This is a genomic window from Paracrocinitomix mangrovi (assembly GCF_019740355.2).
GTDB classification, from domain to species: Bacteria; Bacteroidota; Bacteroidia; order Flavobacteriales_D; family Crocinitomicaceae; genus Paracrocinitomix; species Paracrocinitomix mangrovi.
Window position 1 is genome coordinate 1 of the sequence record NZ_CP091819.1, and the last position, 19,636, is coordinate 19,636.

Genomic DNA, 19,636 nt, shown 5'->3' on the forward strand with positions numbered 1-19,636 from the left:
AACAACCCTCTTTTTATTTTTTTTATAACTTTTTTATGTGAATATTTGTCTCCCGTTTTTGATAAAACAAGTTTTATTAGAAACAGAAAATTCGCATAACTTTTTTAACCCGTACCTGAATGAAGAATAAAAAAAACCATGAGTTGATTTGGGAAGATTGTCTGAAAGTAATCAAGGACAACGTTAGCCTTCAAAGCTACAAGACCTGGTTCGAACCGATCACCCCAATTCGATTCAAAAATAAGGTTTTGACACTTCAGGTTCCTTCACATTTTTTTTACGAGTGGTTAGAAGAGCATTACATTGACTTACTTAAAAAGGTCATTAAAAAGGAGATTGGACCGGAGGCGAAGTTGGAGTATTCTATCATCATGGATAGAAGTGCAGACAATAAAAAAACTCCTTATACTGTAAAACTACCTACTACCAGTAAAAAGAACTTGTCGAATACGCCGGTGTCAATGCCGTTGAATATTGGTGAAAATCCAATAAGAAACCCATTTGTAATTCCTGGGCTTAAGAAAGTAAATGTTGATTCAAATTTAAATCCTACTTACTCATTTGACAATTTTGTCGAAGGTGATTGTAACAGGTTGGCACGTTCAGCAGCTTATGCTGTGGCTAACAAACCTGGAGGAACAGCATTTAATCCTTTGTTAATTTACGGAGGTGTAGGATTAGGGAAGACACACTTGGCGCATGCTATTGGAATTGGTATTAAAAATCAATTTCCTAATAAAACTGTTTTGTATGCGCAGGCAGAGACATTTACAAGACAATTCATTGATTCGATTAAAAACAACACAACAAATGATTTTATCAATTTCTATAAGTTGATGGATGTTTTGATTATTGATGATGTACAGTTTTTCGCAGGAAAAGAGAAAACTCAAGATGCATTTTTCCACATATTTAATCACTTGCACCAAACAGGTAAGCAATTGGTTTTAACTGCGGATAAAGCGCCTGTTGAAATGAAAGGAATTGAGCAAAGATTGTTGTCGCGTTTTAAGTGGGGATTGTCCGCTGACGTACAAGCTCCTGGTTTAGAAACCAGAATAGCAATCTTGCAAAGAAAAATTTATGGTAATGGTGTTGATTTGCCAGATGATGTTATTGAGTACTTAGCTTATAGTATTAATACAAACATCCGTGAAATGGAAGGAGCATTGACTTCTTTGATTGCACAGGCTTCACTCAACAAAAAATCTATTACTATTGAGTTGGCTAAGAAGATGATTGACACTTTTGTGAAAAATACAGCCAGAGAAGTATCTATGGATTACATTCACAAAATTGTTTGCGATTACTTCAATTTGCCAATCGAATTGTTGAAATCTAAAACCAGAAAAAGAGAGGTTGTACAAGCAAGACAAATTGCAATGTACTTTGCTAAAAAGATGACCAAATGGTCTTTGGCAAGTATTGGGGCACAATGTGGAGGAAAAGACCACGCTACAGTGCTTCACGCTTGTAGAACTGTCAACAATCTGGCTGAAACAGATAAACAATTTAGAGGTTATCTCGAAGACCTTGAAAAAAAATTAAACGTTAATTAATTTCAACCCTGGCCTTTGCGTCAGGGTTTTTTAATTTTATATCATGAAGATATTAATGGTTTGTTTGGGTAATATTTGCAGATCACCAATTGCAGAAGGTATTCTTAGACAGAAATTAAAAGATGGTGGTTTTAGTCATGTAGCAACGGATTCGGCAGGAACTTCTGCGTTTCATGTTGGTGAAGCTCCTGATAGGAGGATGCGCGCTACAGCAAAACAAAATGGTGTTGATATTGATGATCTGAGAGCCAGACAATTTGTTCCTGCAGATTTTGACCATTTCGATATTATTTATGCCATGGATCAATCCAACTATAATAATATCATGTCTCTTGCCCAAACTGAAGATGAAAAAGATAAGGTTAAGATGATATTAAATGAAGTTAATCCATCTTCAAATGAAGCTGTGCCTGATCCTTATTATGGCGGTGATGAAGGATTTCAGCACGTATTTGATTTATTGGACGAAGCTACTGATGTAATAATTGAAAAATATGTCAAAGGGTAAGCTTTATATAATACCAATTCAAATAAGTGAATCACCTTTAAATAGAGTTTTACCTGATTTCAACACAGCTGTAGTTAAAAATTTGAGGTTTTTTGTTGTTGAAAGAACAAAAACTGCTCGTCAATTTTTGAGAAAAATGGATCGTGATTTTCCAATTGACGATTCAAAGTTTTACGAGCAGGATAAACATGATAATTACAGTTTTCATCCTGAAGTTATAGCAGCATTTAAAGAGGGTCAAGATGTGGGTTTGATGTCCGAGTCTGGGTATCCGGCAATAGCTGACCCCGGCAATAAGGTAGTGGCAAAAGCTCAAGAAATGGGAGTAGAGGTAGTTCCATTAGTTGGACCTTCTTCACTTTTAATGGCATTAGCTGCAAGCGGATTAAATGGTCAGGGTTTTTCATTTAATGGATATCTTCCTGTAAAGGATCCTGATAGATCCAAACAAATTAAATTCTATGGAGATTTGGTTCAGAAAACCGGATATAGTCAAATCTTTATTGAGACACCTTATAGGAATAATAACATCTTTGAAGATTTTACAAAGCAACTTTCATCAGGATTAAAACTCTGCATTGCCTATGATGTAAGTGGAAGTGGAGAAAAGATATATACCAAATCAATAGCTGAATGGAAAAAACAAGGATTCAAGTTTGATAAAACGCCTTGTGTCTTTATCTTAGGAAGATGAAACAATTGTTATTCAATTCATTAGTTACTATTTTACTTTTTGGTTGCGGAAATTCTGCAGGAGAAATGCAAGAAGAACAACCACAACCAACTTCAACAGCAAATCCTGGATTTATAGAAAATGATTCGTCTGAGACTTTACCGGAGAGTTATATTGAAATGTTTGCTGGACAATGGAATTTAGCTGTCTCTGTTCAAAATGCCTGGTATAAAGTACAGGGCTGTGATGAATTTTACGGAGTCAATTTTAACAAGGCAATACATAAAGATGTTCAATGGGATTTAGATATGACCATGTCTGATAGAATGGGTATGTCTGTTGATTTTTACTATGCTATTCAAAAAATCAACTTTGACACCAAAGAGCATTTTACAATGAACTGTCTTGATATCTATACAGATGAGAAAGGAAAAGTAATTTCAGGTGAATATCATAAGGACATGGAAAATTGGCCGGGTGAAGTAATAGTACTGGACAGAAATGAATTTTCTACTTCGATTATTTGGGGAATCATGACCGGAGAAGAAATAACCGGGATTAGACTTTATAGAGGTGAGGCAAAAGGTAAGCAGCCACAGTTTGTAGATGAAGTGGGTTGTGATACAGGATTTGATGAAGAGCAATTGTCGGCTCTAATCCCTGAGGCAGGTTTAACAGGGGAAGAAATTACTGATGAGTTGATAAAGAGTGTATTGTCATTTCATGGCGAGTCCTTTTCAGATTATAGTAAAGTAGATTTTATTGATTACAACGACTTTTTCATGTTTATTCACATGGATCAAGATGGAGATGTGTCAACATTAACAATGTACGGAATAGATAGAGGAGGTAATAAGTTGATGTCAGAGTCGGTTGCTGCCGTTTTTGAATGGTTAGATAACAATAAAAACTATCGCATAGAAGGAGATAAATTGTTTTGTAAGCCGGGTAAGTTTGATTATGAAGATGGAGTACAAAAGCTAATCTCAAAAGACACTTATTATTATCTTGATATTGGTGGAGATTTAATAAAAGAAGAAAAATAAAATGATGGATAAAGACATAGAGATATTTCAGTATGGAAGAAATTTTATTATCGACATTACCAGTGATTTGACTTTGGATCAACTCAATATAATTCCTGAAGGTTTTACGGGTAATATTGCCTGGCACCTAGGTCATATGGCAGTAACGCATAAAGGTTTGATCTATGCTTTGAATTCTGGTAAAGTAGGCTTGCCTAAAGAATTTATTAAGAAATATAGTAGAGGTGGAAAACCTGATGGACCAATTGATCAGGAGGAACGAGATTTTATATATCAACTATTAAAAATTCAAATAGAAGAATTGCCAAAAGATTTGAATACTGAAGGTTTTTTTGGGCAAAGTTATCCATACGAAACACCATATGGTTATATAGTTGATTCTTTAGAGAAAGCCGTAAAATTTAGTAGTTGGCATCAATCAATGCACATTGGCTATATCATGGCATTAAAGCATTTGGTTTAGTTTTCAACTGAAAATCCATAATAGAACATATACCCCATTTGAGATTCATCTACCTGAACATGATAACTTTTACCTGTTAAACAAAAACAATCCTGGCAATTGTTATCTCTATCTCCTTTTATCTTGATTTTTAATGGAATAATGCCATCTCCTTTGAGAAGAGCTTCAAGATTTTTCCTTGTTTTATTGTCTGTTTTTGCTACCCAGGGTGGTCTGCAGTTTTCTTCTTGATATACCATCCAAACGGGGTCAACTGTTTTGGTACAACTTCCCATTAACAGTGTGAACAATATTAAAGTGAGTGGAAATAGGGCTTTTGTTTTCATAATTGCGATCATTTGTTGATACTTCAGTAGCAAAATTCGTTCCAAAAAGGAGGTAAAATGACTATATTTGCCCTGATTAAATCTGCAATCATTCATGGAAAAAATCGAACCGTATAAACCAAAGCATAAAGTAAGAGTTGTAACTGCAGCCTCATTGTTTGATGGGCATGATGCAGCAATCAATATCATGCGTAGAATTATTCAGTCTACGGGATGTGAAGTAATTCATCTTGGACATGACAGATCTGTTGAAGAGGTTGTTGATTGTGCTATTCAAGAGGATGCACAAGCAATTGCAATGACTTCTTACCAGGGAGGTCATACAGAGTATTTGAAATACATGTATGATTTGTTAAAGGAAAAAGGTGCAGATCATATCAAGATTTTTGCTGGTGGTGGCGGAACCATTTTACCTGAGGAAATTAAGGAATTACATGCTTACGGTATCACAAGAATTTATCATCCTGATGATGGTAGAGCTATGGGATTACAAGGAATGATAAATGATTTGGTTGAGCAATCAGATTTTCCAACCGGAGATAATCTTAATGGAGAGGTAAGTCATCTTAAAGAAAAGAATCCTGTTGAAATTGCTAAATTGATTTCTGCTGCAGAAAATTTTCCGGATGAGAGTAAAGGTGAATTAGAGAAAGTACATGAAATTGCTGCTAAAGTTGATACGCCAATATTAGGGATCACAGGGACTGGTGGAGCAGGTAAGTCATCTTTAGTAGATGAATTAGTAAGAAGATTCCTGATTGATTTTCCAGAGAAAAACATTGCAATTGTTTCAGTTGATCCTTCTAAAAGAAAAACAGGAGGAGCTTTATTAGGAGATAGAATCCGTATGAATTCTATCAAGAATAAGCGAGTATACATGCGTTCATTGGCTACAAGACAGTCCAATTTGGCTTTGTCTAAACATGTTAATGAAGCACTTGAAATTTTAAAGGCGGCAGAATATGATTTAATTATACTAGAAACTTCAGGTATTGGACAGTCTGATACAGAAATCCTGGATCACTCTGATGTTTCTTTATATGTGATGACCCCTGAATTTGGTGCAGCAACTCAATTAGAGAAGATTGATATGCTGGATTTTGCTGATTTAGTGGCTTTAAACAAGTTTGATAAAAGAGGTGCATTAGATGCTATCCGTGACGTCAAAAAACAATACAAAAGAAATCATGAAATGTGGGACGCTTCTGATGATGAAGTTCCTGTGTTTGGTACAATTGCTTCTCAGTTCAATGATCCGGGAATGAATACGCTTTACAAGGCGATCATGGATGAAATTGTTCAGAAAACAGGTGCAGACTTGAATTCGACTTTTGAAATCACAAAAGAAATGTCTGAAAAGATATTTGTGATTCCTCCTGCAAGAACCAGATATTTATCTGAAATATCAGAAAATAACAGGTCATATGATAAATGGGTAGATGAACAAGTAGAAGTAGCAGACAAATTATATGGTTTACAAAAGTCAATAGAAACTTTAAAAGCTTCAAGCATTGATGATAAAGATCGCTTGATTAAAGGATTACAAGAGACTTTTGAACAAACAAAGTTGGAGTTAGATCCTAAAAATTGGGTGCTGATTGAAGAGTGGGATCAAAAAGTACAGAAGTACAAAGATCCGGTTTATTCATTCAAAGTAAGGGATAAAGAAATCTCAATTCAAACCCATACTGAGTCGCTTTCTCATTTGCAAATCCCTAAAGTTGCCTTGCCAAAATATAAAGGTTGGGGTGATTTGTTGAGATGGTCTTTACAAGAAAATGTTCCGGGTGAATTCCCGTATACAGCTGGCTTGTTCCCGTTCAAAAGAGAAGGGGAGGATCCTACAAGAATGTTTGCAGGTGAAGGTGGACCAGAAAGAACAAATAGAAGATTTCACTATGTGAGTCTAGGAATGCCGGCAAAGAGATTGTCAACAGCTTTTGACTCAGTTACTTTGTATGGTAATGATCCTGACTTAAGACCAGATATTTATGGTAAAATTGGAAACTCAGGAGTATCTATTTGTTGCTTAGATGATGCTAAAAAGCTTTATTCAGGATTTAGATTATCTGACCCTAAAACATCTGTGTCAATGACTATTAATGGTCCGGCGCCAATGTTGCTGGGATTTTTTATGAATGCTGCAATTGATCAGGAATGTGAGCTTTATATTAAAGAAAATAGTCTGGAAGCTGATGTTGATAAAAAGCTAAAGGAGCTTTATGACGATAAAGGTATTGCCAGACCAGCTTATCAAGGAGATCTTCCTGAAGGTAATGACGGACTTGGATTGATGTTATTAGGAATAACTGGTGATCAAGTTTTGCCATCAGATGTTTATGCTAAAATAAAAGCGGATACCTTAACCAAAGTTAGAGGAACTGTACAAGCAGATATTCTAAAAGAAGATCAAGCACAAAACACTTGTATTTTCTCTACTGAATTTGCGCTGAGATTAATGGGTGATGTTCAGGAATACTTTATTGATCATGGTGTAAGAAATTTCTATTCAGTTTCAATCTCAGGATATCATATAGCAGAAGCAGGAGCAAATCCAATTTCTCAATTGGCATTTACTTTAGCTAATGGATTCACATATGTAGAGTATTACCTTTCAAGAGGTATGGATATCAATGCTTTTGGACCTAACTTATCATTCTTTTTCTCAAATGGAATCGATCCTGAATATGCTGTGATTGGTCGTGTGGCAAGAAGAATTTGGTCAAAAGCGTTGGCTAAAAAATACGGAGCAAATGCAAGAGCTCAAATGTTGAAATATCACATTCAGACTTCGGGTAGATCATTGCATGCACAAGAAATTGACTTTAATGATATCCGTACTACATTACAGGCACTTTATGCAATCTATGATAACTGTAATTCATTGCATACAAATGCATATGATGAAGCGATTACAACGCCAACTGAAGAGTCGGTAAGACGTGCAATGGCAATTCAGTTAATCATTAATCGCGAGTTAGGATTAGCCAAGAACGAAAATCCAATTCAAGGAGCATTTATTATTGAAGAGTTAACTGATCTAGTAGAAGAAGCTGTATTGATGGAGTTTGATAGAATTACTGAAAGAGGTGGAGTTCTTGGTGCAATGGAAACTATGTATCAGAGATCAAAAATTCAGGAAGAATCACTGTATTACGAAACTTTAAAGCACAACGGAGAGTTCCCTATTATTGGGGTTAACACCTTCTTAAGTTCTAAAGGGTCGCCAACAATAGTGCCGGCTGAGGTAATTAGAGCTGAAGAGTCTGAGAAGAAATACCAGATTGAAATGTTAGGTAATCTTCATAAGGCTAAAGAAGAAAAAGCTACTGAAGCCTTGAATAAAGTTCAAAAAGCAGCTATCCAAAATCAAAATATATTTGAAGAATTAATGGAAGCAGCTAAATCATGCTCACTTGGGCAGATTACAAATTCTTTATTCGAAGTTGGTGGTCAATACAGAAGGAATATGTAAATTCCTGCTATCAAAACATTTAGGGAAATAAGGGGATATGTGCGAAAAAGCGGATTAATTCTGCCTTTTCTGATATTCTCTTTTCATTTCTCCATTGCTCAAAAGGCTGATGAAAAGGTGGAGTACTACTTAGGTCAGTTTAGCTATTATGAGTACATGGATTGGGATAGTGCCTTAATGTATCTTGATTCTGCTACTATTCAAGGTGAAAATGTCAAAGATGATTTCACACATGGTTTAATTGATCTGCACAAAGGTTGGTACTATCAAGATATCTCAGCCTACGACACCAGTAAATCTTTTTTCTTTAGTTCTTTAGAGTATTTCAAATCGGCCAATGCATATCAAAAAGTGGCAGATGTTTACGGGAACCTGGGTAATGCATTTTTAGATGTAGGCGATTTAAAAAACTCACTTGATTATCAGCTAAAATCACTAGAAACTAATGAGGCCATTTTGATGATGTCTGCTGATGAGGATACCAGAGAAATGGCTATTAGAGGTAGGGCTTATGCCTGGAGTAATATATCAAGTATTTACAAAATTCTGGATCAGTATACAAAATCGCTTGATTATGAATACAAAGCATTGGAATATGAATTAGAAAAAGGAGATGATTCAGTAGGTATGGGGATTTCATTTATAAGTATTGGGACTACTTACGAATCATTAGGAATCAAAGACAGTGCATTGTATTATACCAATTTGGCACACGGTATTTTTAAAAGACATTTCTTTTCAAATGGTCTGATATCATCATTATTAACGCTTTATAGGTTTAGCGAGGCAGACGGTAAACCTAATTTAGATTTACTGACTGAGGCTTATCAAGTGGCTGCAGAATTTCAAGATAAAAAATCTGAATTAACAGTTCTTGGATATTTGGTTGCAGGAGATTTTGGTTTTTCTAAGGATTCCTTGGAAAATATGGTAAATAGAGGTCACTATTTGATAGAAGAATATGATTTGGCCAATTCACAATATGGATTTTTTGAAGATGAAGCGAAGTATAGAGCTAGTGTTGGTGAATATCGAGAGGCATACGCATCCTTACTGAGATATGTGGACCTTTACCAAAAAATAAAACAGAACAATGAATTGGTTGATTTCAAAAATGCAGAATTAAGACATGAGTATCAAATGCAGTCAATGCAGGATAGTTTGAATTTTGAGAAAACCCTTCACGAACAAAAGTTATCCAATGAGAGAGAGGTGAGTAGGCAAAAAACCATTATTGTAATTTCTTCTTTCGGAATGGTGATTTTGATTGTGTTTATGGTCTTTTTATTACGAGCTTTTAGGGTTAAGAAAAAAACCAACCAGCAATTGAGTGAAAAGAACTTTATGATTGAAAGGCAGAAGGAAATTGTGGAGGAAAAAAATACAGAGATTACCGCTTCAATCAACTATGCTAAACGTCTTCAAGAGGCAATTTTACCACCATTAAAGTCAATAAATTCAGCATTTGATGACAGTTTTGTTTATTATGAACCTAAGGACGTTGTGAGTGGTGACTTTTATTGGTTTGAGAAATCAAATAACCTAGTGTTTTTAGCAGCTGCAGATTGTACGGGTCACGGAGTTCCTGGTGCTATGGTGTCTGTAGTTTGTTTCAATGCATTAAACAGGTCTGTAAAAGAATTCAACTTACATGATCCCGCAGATATTTTAAATAAAACCAGAGAATTGATCATTGAAACTTTTCAAAAGAGTGGGGAAAATGTAAAAGATGGTATGGACATTAATCTTTGTGCATTTGATCATAAAAACAAAAAGGTCTACTACGCCGGGGCAAACAATCCTTTGTGGATTGTTAGAAACAACAAGCATATTCCGGTTGAGCAACTGGCGCAGGTTGCAACTGTAGAAGGTGAAGAGTTTTCTTTAATTGAATTGAAAGCAGATAAACAACCTGTAGGGCTTTATGAAGGAATGTCTGATTTTAGACAAATTGAAATTCAAATCTTTGAAGACGATAGGTTTTATCTGTTTACTGATGGATTTGCTGACCAATTTGGAGGCACAAAAGGTAAAAAACTAAAGTACCGCAACTTCAAACAGTTGATATTGGATCACTTTAATCAACCTATGCCATCTCAGGGAGATAATCTTAAAAAGTTTATGGATGATTGGATGAAAGACTTCGATCAAATCGACGATATCTGTGTGATTGGAGTAAAAGTCTAATTTGACAGAGGAGATTCACGGGCGCTATTGAAAATAAACAAGAACGGCCCGCTAAATCGACGATATCTGTGTAATTGGAGTAAAAGTCTAATTTGACAGAGGAGATTCACGGGCGCCATTGAAAATGAACAAGTACGGCCCGCTAAATCGACGATATCTGTGTGATTGAAGTGAAAGTTTGATAAATTATCTGCTAGTTATCAGGTAATTGTATTCAATTCTAGCTAAAAAATGTGTTGTAATTCCTCAATTTAGTTACATTTATTTGACCATAAAGTTGACCCTTTGAAGAAATTTGGAAGCATAATCTGGAAAAACAGTATTTACCTTTTGCTAGTAGGTATTATTGGAATCTTCGTTTTCATCTTGATGGATTTAAGAAAAACTGTCGATCACTTGAGTAAAGACATGGTTATTAAATCCCAATTGAGAACAAACTTGGAATTGGAAAATTTCTTTTCTACTGTTAGAGAAGACATTATCATTACAGCGCAGGAACATGCGGTTCAAAAATATGATCATACAGATTATCACAGACTCAATGCAGAGTTAAGACCACTTGTGAAAAACAAGAGGCAATTGTCTTCTATAATGATGGCCACAAGTAAAGGTGATGAGTTTATGATTCTGGATCTTGACACTTCATGGATGTTCAGAATAACTACTGAAGGAAGTAAAGATTCAATGCCTGAGCAATTGTTTTGGCAGGATACTGAAAACAACGAACCTCATTATCGATCTAAAAAAGATCAGCAATATGATCCCAGAACACGTCCTTGGTATGAAAATGCTATGGCGCATGATGAAATGCACGTCAACTGGACAGATCCATATACATTTTTCACAACCAAAGAACCTGGGATAACTATTTCAACCAGGTTTAAGGATACTATTGATGATATTGATGTCGTTGTTGCTTTTGATATTTTGCTTTCAGACTTATCAGAGTTTACTACAAGTCTTGACATTTCTCCGAACGGAGTGGTATTTATTCTAACAGAAGACGAACGCGTTATTGGTTTGCCATGTAAGTCTGGATATGAGACCAATGAGCAAATCATGGCAGATGTTTTAAAGCCTTACAAGGAATTAAACAATGATAAAATCAATCAAACAGTTGATGTGTGGAATTCACTGGATGATAAAGATTCATGTTTTCATTTTAAATCAGAGGGCGAAAATTGGTGGGGTTCTGTTCAACATTATAATATCAGTGATGATGACCAATTATTGGTGGGAGTTATGGTTCCTGAATCAGATTTTGTTGGGGAAGTAATTCATTCAGAGAAAGTGATCATCATTGGTTTTATTTTAGTGATGATATTCACTGTTTATATCCTAAAACAATACAGAGACAAGCAAAAATCAAATCATCAACTTCAATCTCAGAAAGAGGAAATCATGCAAAAAAATAGCATGCTAGAGAGTGCTAATGAGGAAATCACAAATGCCAAGCATGAAATTGAAGAGAAGAGCAATGAGATTTTTGATTCTATCAATTACGCAAAAAGAATTCAAACTGCTATACTGCCGCCGCCAAGTTTTTGGAATAAAAATTTACCGGAGTCTTTTGTATTATATATTCCAAAAGACATAGTAGCAGGTGACTTTTATTGGATGGATGTGATTGATAATGAAGTGTTGTTTGCTGCGGCAGATTGTACAGGGCATGGGGTTCCTGGAGCAATGGTTTCTGTTGTTTGTCACAATGCCTTAAATAGAGTAGTGCATGAGTTTGGAATGCATCAACCTGCAGAAATTCTTGATGAAGTAACTGATTTAGTCATAGAAACTTTTGAAAGAGCAGACCATGAAGTAAAAGACGGAATGGATATAGCTTTATGTGGATTAACCCTGGACACTATGCAGCTTGAATTTGCAGGCGCTCACAATCCACTTTGGTTAATTAGAGAAGGAAATGCAGAGTACGAAGGTTTAGAATTAAGTATGGAATTGGAGGGCAAATCACTTTATGAGATTAAAGCGGATAAACAGCCGGTTGGTAAATTTGCTCACCGTACCAAGTTTACCTACAATAAAATTACTGTTCAAAAAGGGGATACAATTTACCTGTCAAGTGATGGTTTCCCTGATCAGTTTGGAGGTGATAATGGTAAGAAATTAAAAAGTAAATCATTCAAGAAGTTATTGATTGAACTGTGTAAACATGATATCAAGGACCAAAAAGAAATACTTGAAAAGGCCTTTTATGAATGGAAAGGAGATTTTGAGCAATTAGATGACGTCTGTGTCATTGGAGTAAAAGTATAATGAAGATACTCCCTCTAATCATATCGAACCTCACCTTATTTATTTCATTTTCTGTTTTAGCACAAAATGCAAAGGTTGATAGTTTACAAAAGGTACTAACATTAGAAAATGCTCCGGACAAGAAAGCCATAGTTCTTATGGATATTGGTGATGAGTATTTTTTATATGCCAATGATACAGCCATTTATTATTATGAAAAAGCGTATGATCATGCATTTCAAACAGATAATGATCATCTTAAAGCACAAGTCACTTATAAGTTAGGCTTATCATATCAATTTATTGATCCTGCAAAAAGTGCTGAGTTTGCTTTGGAAACGCTCGAATATTCCGAGAAAACAGGAGATTCAAGATACCTGTCATATTCACATAATATGTTAGGAAATTTATATCGAGCTAATGGCGAGCTGGACAAATCTATGGAAGAGTATAAGTTCGCTTTGAGTATATCTGAACAGGCAAAAGACAGTATTCAAGTAGCGCGAGCCATGAATAATATTGGAATTGTGCACATGATGAGTGCAGAATATGATATAGGTCTTGAATATTGGTTAAAATCACTTGAGATTAAAGAATTATTGGGTGAGGAAGAAGCAGCTGCCGCTACAATGTCAAATATAGCTTTGTATTATAAAGACATTGGCAGGTATTATGAAGCAAAGGAATTTTTGGATAAAGCAATTGAAATCAATAAAAAGTATCATGATTACGAATCAATTGCTTTTTGTTATACCATAATAGGTGACATGTATTGGAGGATGAATAATCCTGCCTCTGCCATTGTTCCTTATAAAAAAGCTTTGGCCTATTGTGATACCAATAATTCGTATTTCAATAAAGCGGATGCATTTGTTGGCTTGTCCAGAGTTTTAGATAGTTTAGGTAGATACGAAGAAGCGCTATTTTATAACCGCCTATACACTGAAGTGGTAATGGATTTTCATGATGATAAAAATGCACGAATTACAAGAGAATTAACCACTCAGTTTGAAACTGAAAAGAAAGAACAAGAGAATGAGTTACTTAAAAAACAAGGCGAAGCAAAAGATGCAAAAATTGCCCTAGAACAAGCAAATTTTAGGTACTTATTGCTTGGTTTATTTGGATTGTTAGCTATCATAGTATTAATTGTTTATATCCTCACCAGAGTTAGAGCCGCCAAAAAAGAAATTGAAAATCAAAAACACATTGTAGAGGAGAAAAACCAGGAGATTTTAGACAGTATTACTTATGCAAAAAGACTGCAAAATGCCATTTTACCTACACAAGAAACAATTGATGCTCACTTAAAGGAGAATTTTGTTTTGTACCTGCCAAAAGATATTGTAGCAGGTGATTTTTATTGGATGGATTATGCGGACGGAAAAACCTTGCTGGCAGTTGCAGATTGCACCGGACATGGGGTTCCCGGAGCAATGGTGTCAGTGGTTTGTCACAATGCTTTGAACAGAGCAGTTCGTGAATTTGGCTTACGCGAGCCGGGAAAAATTCTGGATAAAGTAACTGATTTGGTAATTGAAACTTTTGAAAAAAGTACTGAAGAAGTTAAAGACGGAATGGATATTTGCCTGTGCTCATTTGATTTTGAAAACAACCAAGTGCTCTATTCTGGAGCTAATAATGGTTTGTACCATATTGTGAACGGTGAATTGGTAGAAATCAAGCCAGATAAACAACCTGTTGGTAAATATGCAGATCGACAACCTTTTACAACACATTCTATATCTAGTAAAAAAGGAGATGTATTTTATCTGTTCACAGATGGATATGCTGATCAATTTGGAGGTGAAAAAGGAAAAAAACTAAAGTACAAACCTTTCAAAGAGATATTGCTTAATAACAGTCAAAGTAACATGTGGAATCAAAGAACCGTGTTATTTGATAAGTTCCAAACATGGAAAGGTGATTATGAGCAAATCGACGACGTATGTGTAATAGGTGTGAGAATATAATTCGAACATCTATTTAAGCAGTTTATCCTGAGCCTGTCGAAGGGTAATTGGAGTAAAAGTGTAATTCGTAATAAATGTTAAAATGTTCTATCATTTACCAAACCTTGTAAGTTTTAAATCGTTATTACGATTAATTACTAGAATAAATTGATAGTAAACTAATTTCCATTAAATTAATGGAAAAAATTCCCTCACCTTGAGTAACCTAATAGTTCGCATATTTACTAACCTCTCTACCAGAATAATGTTCATATTCTATTTGAGTATTATTTTGATCACGGCGTTTTTTATCATATTTGGTTACTACACTCAATTAAATCTTCAAGAACAAAGACAATATGATAAGCTTAAAGCTATCGTATCAGCTACCTCCGCGGCCATTGATGGTGATGAACATCAAAGGATGATGGAGGATCATACCACTAAAGATGCGATTACTTCCAATGATCAAAACATGACGTATCACATGATACGGGATGTAATGACAAAAACCTCTGAGTTCAACAATTTAAATTCTGCTATGTATACCATGGTGTACAACAAGTCTAAAGATGTTTTTGAATTTGGAGTTACTTCTGCAGAAGAACCATATTTCAGACATGAATACCATGATTATCCCTCTTTACTTGTAGAAAAGATGGATATTGGAGGAACTGTTCCTCGTTATGAGGATAAACATGGCGTTTGGATTTCGGCTTTTCATCCAATCAAAAATGGTAAAGGAGAGACGGTTGCAATACTTCAGGCAGATGTGAGATTTAATGAGTTCATTGATATGGTTCGCTCTAAGTACGCACAAGAGAGTTTAATTGCATTGGGTGCAATTATATTATTAGCATTGATAATGATTCCGTATACCAGAAAGGTGTTGAAAGAGGATGAAAGACAAAAACAAAAGGTTCGAATCCAAGCAGAAATTATCGAAGAGAAAAACAAAGACATCACAGATAGTATTAATTATGCTTTAAAAATTCAAAATACCATATTGCCAAATATTGATCAGTTCAAGCCATACTTTGGAGATATAGATATTTTGTATAAACCCAAAGACATAGTTGCTGGAGATTTTTTCTTTTTAGATAAAGTTGGCGACGACGTTTATGTTGCAGCTGCTGATTGTACTGGACATGGGGTTCCCGGCGCTATGGTTTCTGTTATTTGTTCAAATGCTTTGTCATATGCCTTGCACGAAAAAAATCTCAACTCTACTGGTGAAGTTTTAGATCAGGTAAGAAAAAGAGTAGTTGAGAAATTCAGTTCTTCGCCTGATGGTATAAAAGATGGAATGGATGTTTCTCTTTGCAAGTTCAATATAAAAACAGGTGAAATGGAGTATTCAGGAGCAAACAATGCTGTTTATGTACTCAAAAATGGCAGTAAAGAACTTGATACACTCAATCCTGATAAACAACCCGTAGGTCAATTTGACCATGCTACTCCTTTTACAACTCATTCAATTCAACTTCAAAAGGGTGACCAGGTTTATCTATTTAGTGATGGATATGCGGATCAGTTTGGAGGCGATAAAGGAAAAAAATTGAAGTACAAATCTTTCAAACAAATGATTTTGGATGCCTCTAATGAAGAAATGTCCAGTCAAATCAGAAATCTTGACATAGGTTTTGAAAAATGGAAAGGTGACTTTGAACAAGTGGATGACGTTTGCCTGATAGGGGTTCGTTTCTAACTATATTTCCTTGGGTTAAAAAATCAACATTTTTTGCGGCTTGTTTTGATGCAACTAATTGTATATTAACAAAGTCTTATAAAAGACTTGCTAATTATACGCCCCTATCTACTATGAAAAGAGTATTATTCTTATTGATGTTCATGAATTTTTATGTTTCATCAAATGCCCAGCAATTAACCAATGAAGGCACTAATTTCTACGTTGCATTTCCAGAAGTTTATGATAACAGTGCTGCTGTATTTGAAATAAATATTTCCAGTAGACAAAATGCAACAGGTACAGTAGAAATTACTGGAACCGGTTTTAGTCAAAATTTTAATGTTGTTCCAGGTGTAGTAACAACTGTTACTGTCCCTTCTGGTGCTGCAGATATAACTATAGACGAAACAGTATTAGAAAGAGCGATTCACATTTCATCAAATAATCCTGTTACAGTTTATGCTTCAACCTTTCACAGTGCCAGATCAGAAGCTTCAGTATGCTTGCCGGTATCTGCACTAGGATCAAGCTATATGGTAACAACTTATCCAAATATGCTGAAAAGTGGTGTGTGGTATCAATCTGAGTTTATTGTAGTTGCAGGTGATCAATCTTGTGATATTACCATAGTTCCTTCGTGTACAACTGAAGGTGGAGTAGGTGCTGGTACACCAATGTCTGTTCATTTAGATCCAAATGATGTTTATATGGTTCAGGCACAATCGGGATCAGCTTTGGATCTTACAGGTACTACTGTAACAGCAGATAATGGAACAGATAAATTTGCCGTTTTCAACGGTCATATTTGGGCGTATTTATCAAATTGTGGAAATTTAAATGCAGATCCTTTATATGAACAGGCTTATCCGATAAAAGCTTGGGGTGTTGAACATATTCTTACCATTTCATTGGAGCAAGATGATAATGCTTATAGAGTAATTGCAAAAGACAATGGAACAACTTTTACGGTTGATGGTGTTCCTACAGGTGGAGTTTTAAATAGCGGTGATGTATATGATGGTAACTTCTCAAATATTGATGAAGCAATCATGATTGAATCAAATCATCCTGTAGCAGTGACTCAAACTATGACAACAGGTGTTTGTAGTGGAAATGGAGACCCTTCAATGATTGTAATTAACTCCAACGAGCAAATGTATTTGGATACCGTTACCTTTTATGCAGCTACCGGAGGTTCTAGTTTGGTAAACTATGTCAATGTTATTACCAGATCAGATGACACCACTTTGATGGAATTTAATACAGCACCTATTACTGATTGGATGCCTTTAACTTATGACAATACTTATTCTTATAAGTTGTTTGCAACAGGATCTGGATCTCATACTTTAACTACTTCAGGTTGCGGTTTCCTTGCTTATGCATACGGAATGGGAAATCCTGAATCTTATTTTTATGCGGCAGGTGTGCGAGTTAATGCTGTAGATGATAGTTTATCAATTACCAATATAAATACGAGTCAACAAGCACAATGTGATTTGGATTCCATTCAATTTTTTCCATTTACTTCAGGTGGAGATGTTGTGACTTATGATTGGGATTTTGGTGACGGAGATTCATCTTCATTGCAAGATCCTATTCATGTTTATGCAAATGCTGGAACATATGTTGTTTCTTTAATAGTTGAATATGCTTGTTTCACAGATACCATTGCAGATACTTTGGTAATATTTGATTCACCAGATATTAGTGGAACATTTACAGATGTGTCTTGTTATCAATACGGAGATGGAGCAATTAATACTTCTACCACAGGTGGATCACCCAACTATTCTTATTCATGGTCTCCAAATGTTGGAACCACAGAGGATTTAACAGGATTGGATGGTGGTACCTATACGGTAACTGTTACAGATGCAAATGGTTGTAATGATGCAGAGACTTTTGTTGTAGATGAACCGGCTCCTATTGATATTACAATAGATCCGGCAGGTCCGTTTGCTCCACCAGATGGTCCTCAAAATATTACAGCAAGTCCGGCAGGTGGAACTTGGACAGCTACAGGATGTCCTGGATGTATCACTGCAGGAGGTGTTTTTGATCCGGCTGTTGCTGGGCCAGGTTTGTGGGAGGTTTGCTACACCGTTACTGTCGGACCATGTGATTCTACAGAATGTTCTCAGATATTGGTAGATACCTCTTGCGCAATGTTGGCTTTTACCAATGAACCAACTTGTTATGGTTTTAATGATGGATCTTTCACTGTTAACGTTTCAGGAGGTATAGGAAATATTACTTTCCTTCTTACTAATTCTTCAGGAACACAAGTAAACGCAGGTAATTCTAATACCGCAAACAATTTGAGTGAAGGTTGGTATTATATCAATATCAATGACGATATCTGCGTGTTTGATGATTCAGTTTACATTGGAGAACCGGATGAAATGGTAGTGGATTTAAATGTTTTGGACGTGGCATGTAACGGTGATTTAAGTGGAATGGCAATTGCTGATACGGTTTTGAACTATCAGGGATCTTATAATAGTATTGCTTATTTCTGGAATCCGGCGCCTCCAAGTGGAAATGGACAAGGTGCAGATACATTATCTGGAGTTGGAGCAGGAACTTATAATTTGCAAATCAATGATGGTAACGGATGTTCACTTCAAATGGATTTTACAATTTCTGAACCACCGGCATTGGTGTTTTCTCAATTAGGTTCTGATCCTGCATACTGCCGAGTTTTTGATTATCAAAACGGAAATGGAGTTGTTTATGCGGCAGCTACCGGAGGAACACCTGATTATGATTATACCTGGGAAAATGTATATACCCTGCAAACTACAAATAATACAACCTGGGGTGGATTGAATCCTGCTGTTTATAAAATCACAGTGATTGATGGAAATGGATGTGTATTACAAGAATTTATTACACTTGACTCATTAAGCCCTATTGCAGATTTTGATATGAGTTCTCCTCAGTTTACAGCACAATGGGAGGGAACCTCTGTTGTGGATGTGCATTTTACAAATCAATCTCAATATTTTGCCAATCCTAATAATCCACAAGCGGATACAACATTCTTTTGGAATTTTGATTTAGGTGAAGGTTGGTTATTAAGTACAGATTTCTTTGAAGAATTTGATAGATCTTACATTGATTCAGGAACCTACAATGTTTGTTTGGTAGCCTTGAATAAAAATGGATGTTCAGATACAGCATGCAAGGAAATTCTGGTATTTGATAAACCTGAATTGGTTCTGCCAAATGTATTCACTCCTGGGACAGACGGATCAAATGATGTGTTCTATTTTCCTTATGTAGGAATAGCTGAGTTTGAAGCGGTAATAGTAAATCGTTGGGGAATTACAGTATTTGAATTTACAGACATTACGCAAGGGTGGGATGGAAGTGATAAAAACGGAAGCCCATGCCAAGATGGAGTTTACTTTTATAAGTACCAGGCGGTAGCTACTAATGGTACAGAGTATGAAGGGCAAGGTAATATTCACCTGATACGACAGAAATAAAATTGATGATGTA

12 protein-coding genes are annotated in these 19,636 nt (G+C 35.6%); 11 read left to right on the forward strand and 1 reads right to left on the reverse strand.

The genetic code is table 11. From position 1 onward, the window contains the following. The first annotated feature begins 119 nt into the window (after window positions 1-119). From dnaA to K6119_RS00025, 5 genes are read left to right on the forward strand one after another with little or no spacing between them, the layout of a single operon-like run. Complete coding sequence (dnaA, locus tag K6119_RS00005; protein ID WP_221834613.1) at window positions 120-1,559, forward strand: chromosomal replication initiator protein DnaA; 1,440 nt, start codon at window positions 120-122, stop codon at window positions 1,557-1,559. Window positions 1,560-1,602: 43 nt separating this feature from the next. Then, a complete protein-coding gene (locus tag K6119_RS00010; RefSeq protein ID WP_221834612.1) occupies window positions 1,603-2,067 on the forward strand; it encodes a low molecular weight protein-tyrosine-phosphatase in 465 nt (154 codons plus the stop codon). Then, entirely contained in the window at window positions 2,054-2,761 is a 708-nt protein-coding gene (locus tag K6119_RS00015; protein WP_221834611.1) for an SAM-dependent methyltransferase, read from the forward strand. The genes K6119_RS00010 and K6119_RS00015 overlap by 14 nt, the downstream gene beginning before the upstream one ends. Beyond that, entirely contained in the window at window positions 2,758-3,786 is a 1,029-nt protein-coding gene (locus K6119_RS00020) for a hypothetical protein (protein WP_221834610.1), read from the forward strand. Before K6119_RS00015 ends, K6119_RS00020 begins: the two co-directional genes overlap by 4 nt. Window positions 3,787-3,790: 4 nt before the next feature. After that, complete coding sequence (locus tag K6119_RS00025) at window positions 3,791-4,249, forward strand: DinB family protein (protein WP_221834609.1); 459 nt, start codon at window positions 3,791-3,793, stop codon at window positions 4,247-4,249. Here the strand turns inward: K6119_RS00025 and K6119_RS00030 are convergent. Further along, a complete protein-coding gene (locus K6119_RS00030) occupies window positions 4,246-4,575 on the reverse strand; it encodes a hypothetical protein (protein ID WP_221834608.1) in 330 nt (109 codons plus the stop codon). The genes K6119_RS00025 and K6119_RS00030 overlap by 4 nt on opposite strands. A 94-nt stretch (window positions 4,576-4,669) precedes the next feature. Here K6119_RS00030 and K6119_RS00035 point away from each other — a divergent pair, with 94 nt between their 5' ends. From K6119_RS00035 to K6119_RS00060, 6 genes are all read left to right on the forward strand, one after another. Beyond that, window positions 4,670-8,050, forward strand: a complete 3,381-nt coding sequence (locus tag K6119_RS00035) for a methylmalonyl-CoA mutase family protein (RefSeq protein WP_221834607.1) — start codon at window positions 4,670-4,672, stop codon at window positions 8,048-8,050. Between the two features lie 39 nt (window positions 8,051-8,089). Beyond that, a complete protein-coding gene (locus K6119_RS00040) occupies window positions 8,090-10,237 on the forward strand; it encodes a SpoIIE family protein phosphatase (RefSeq protein ID WP_221834606.1) in 2,148 nt (715 codons plus the stop codon). Between the two features lie 285 nt (window positions 10,238-10,522). Then, window positions 10,523-12,508 carry a SpoIIE family protein phosphatase gene (locus K6119_RS00045; RefSeq protein ID WP_221834605.1) on the forward strand — a complete coding sequence of 662 codons (1,986 nt, stop codon included), beginning with the start codon at window positions 10,523-10,525 and terminating at the stop codon, window positions 12,506-12,508. Next, on the forward strand, window positions 12,508-14,460 hold the full coding sequence (locus K6119_RS00050) for a tetratricopeptide repeat protein (RefSeq protein ID WP_221834604.1): 1,953 nt from the start codon (window positions 12,508-12,510) through the stop codon (window positions 14,458-14,460). The genes K6119_RS00045 and K6119_RS00050 overlap by 1 nt, the downstream gene beginning before the upstream one ends. Window positions 14,461-14,656: 196 nt before the next feature. Next, window positions 14,657-16,147, forward strand: a complete 1,491-nt coding sequence (locus K6119_RS00055) for a PP2C family protein-serine/threonine phosphatase (RefSeq protein WP_221834603.1) — start codon at window positions 14,657-14,659, stop codon at window positions 16,145-16,147. A 113-nt stretch (window positions 16,148-16,260) separates the two neighbouring features. Further along, the gene (locus K6119_RS00060) at window positions 16,261-19,623 is read left to right on the forward strand and encodes a PKD domain-containing protein (RefSeq protein ID WP_221834602.1); all 3,363 of its coding nucleotides are present in this window, start codon (window positions 16,261-16,263) and stop codon (window positions 19,621-19,623) included. Window positions 19,624-19,636: the final 13 nt, after the last annotated feature.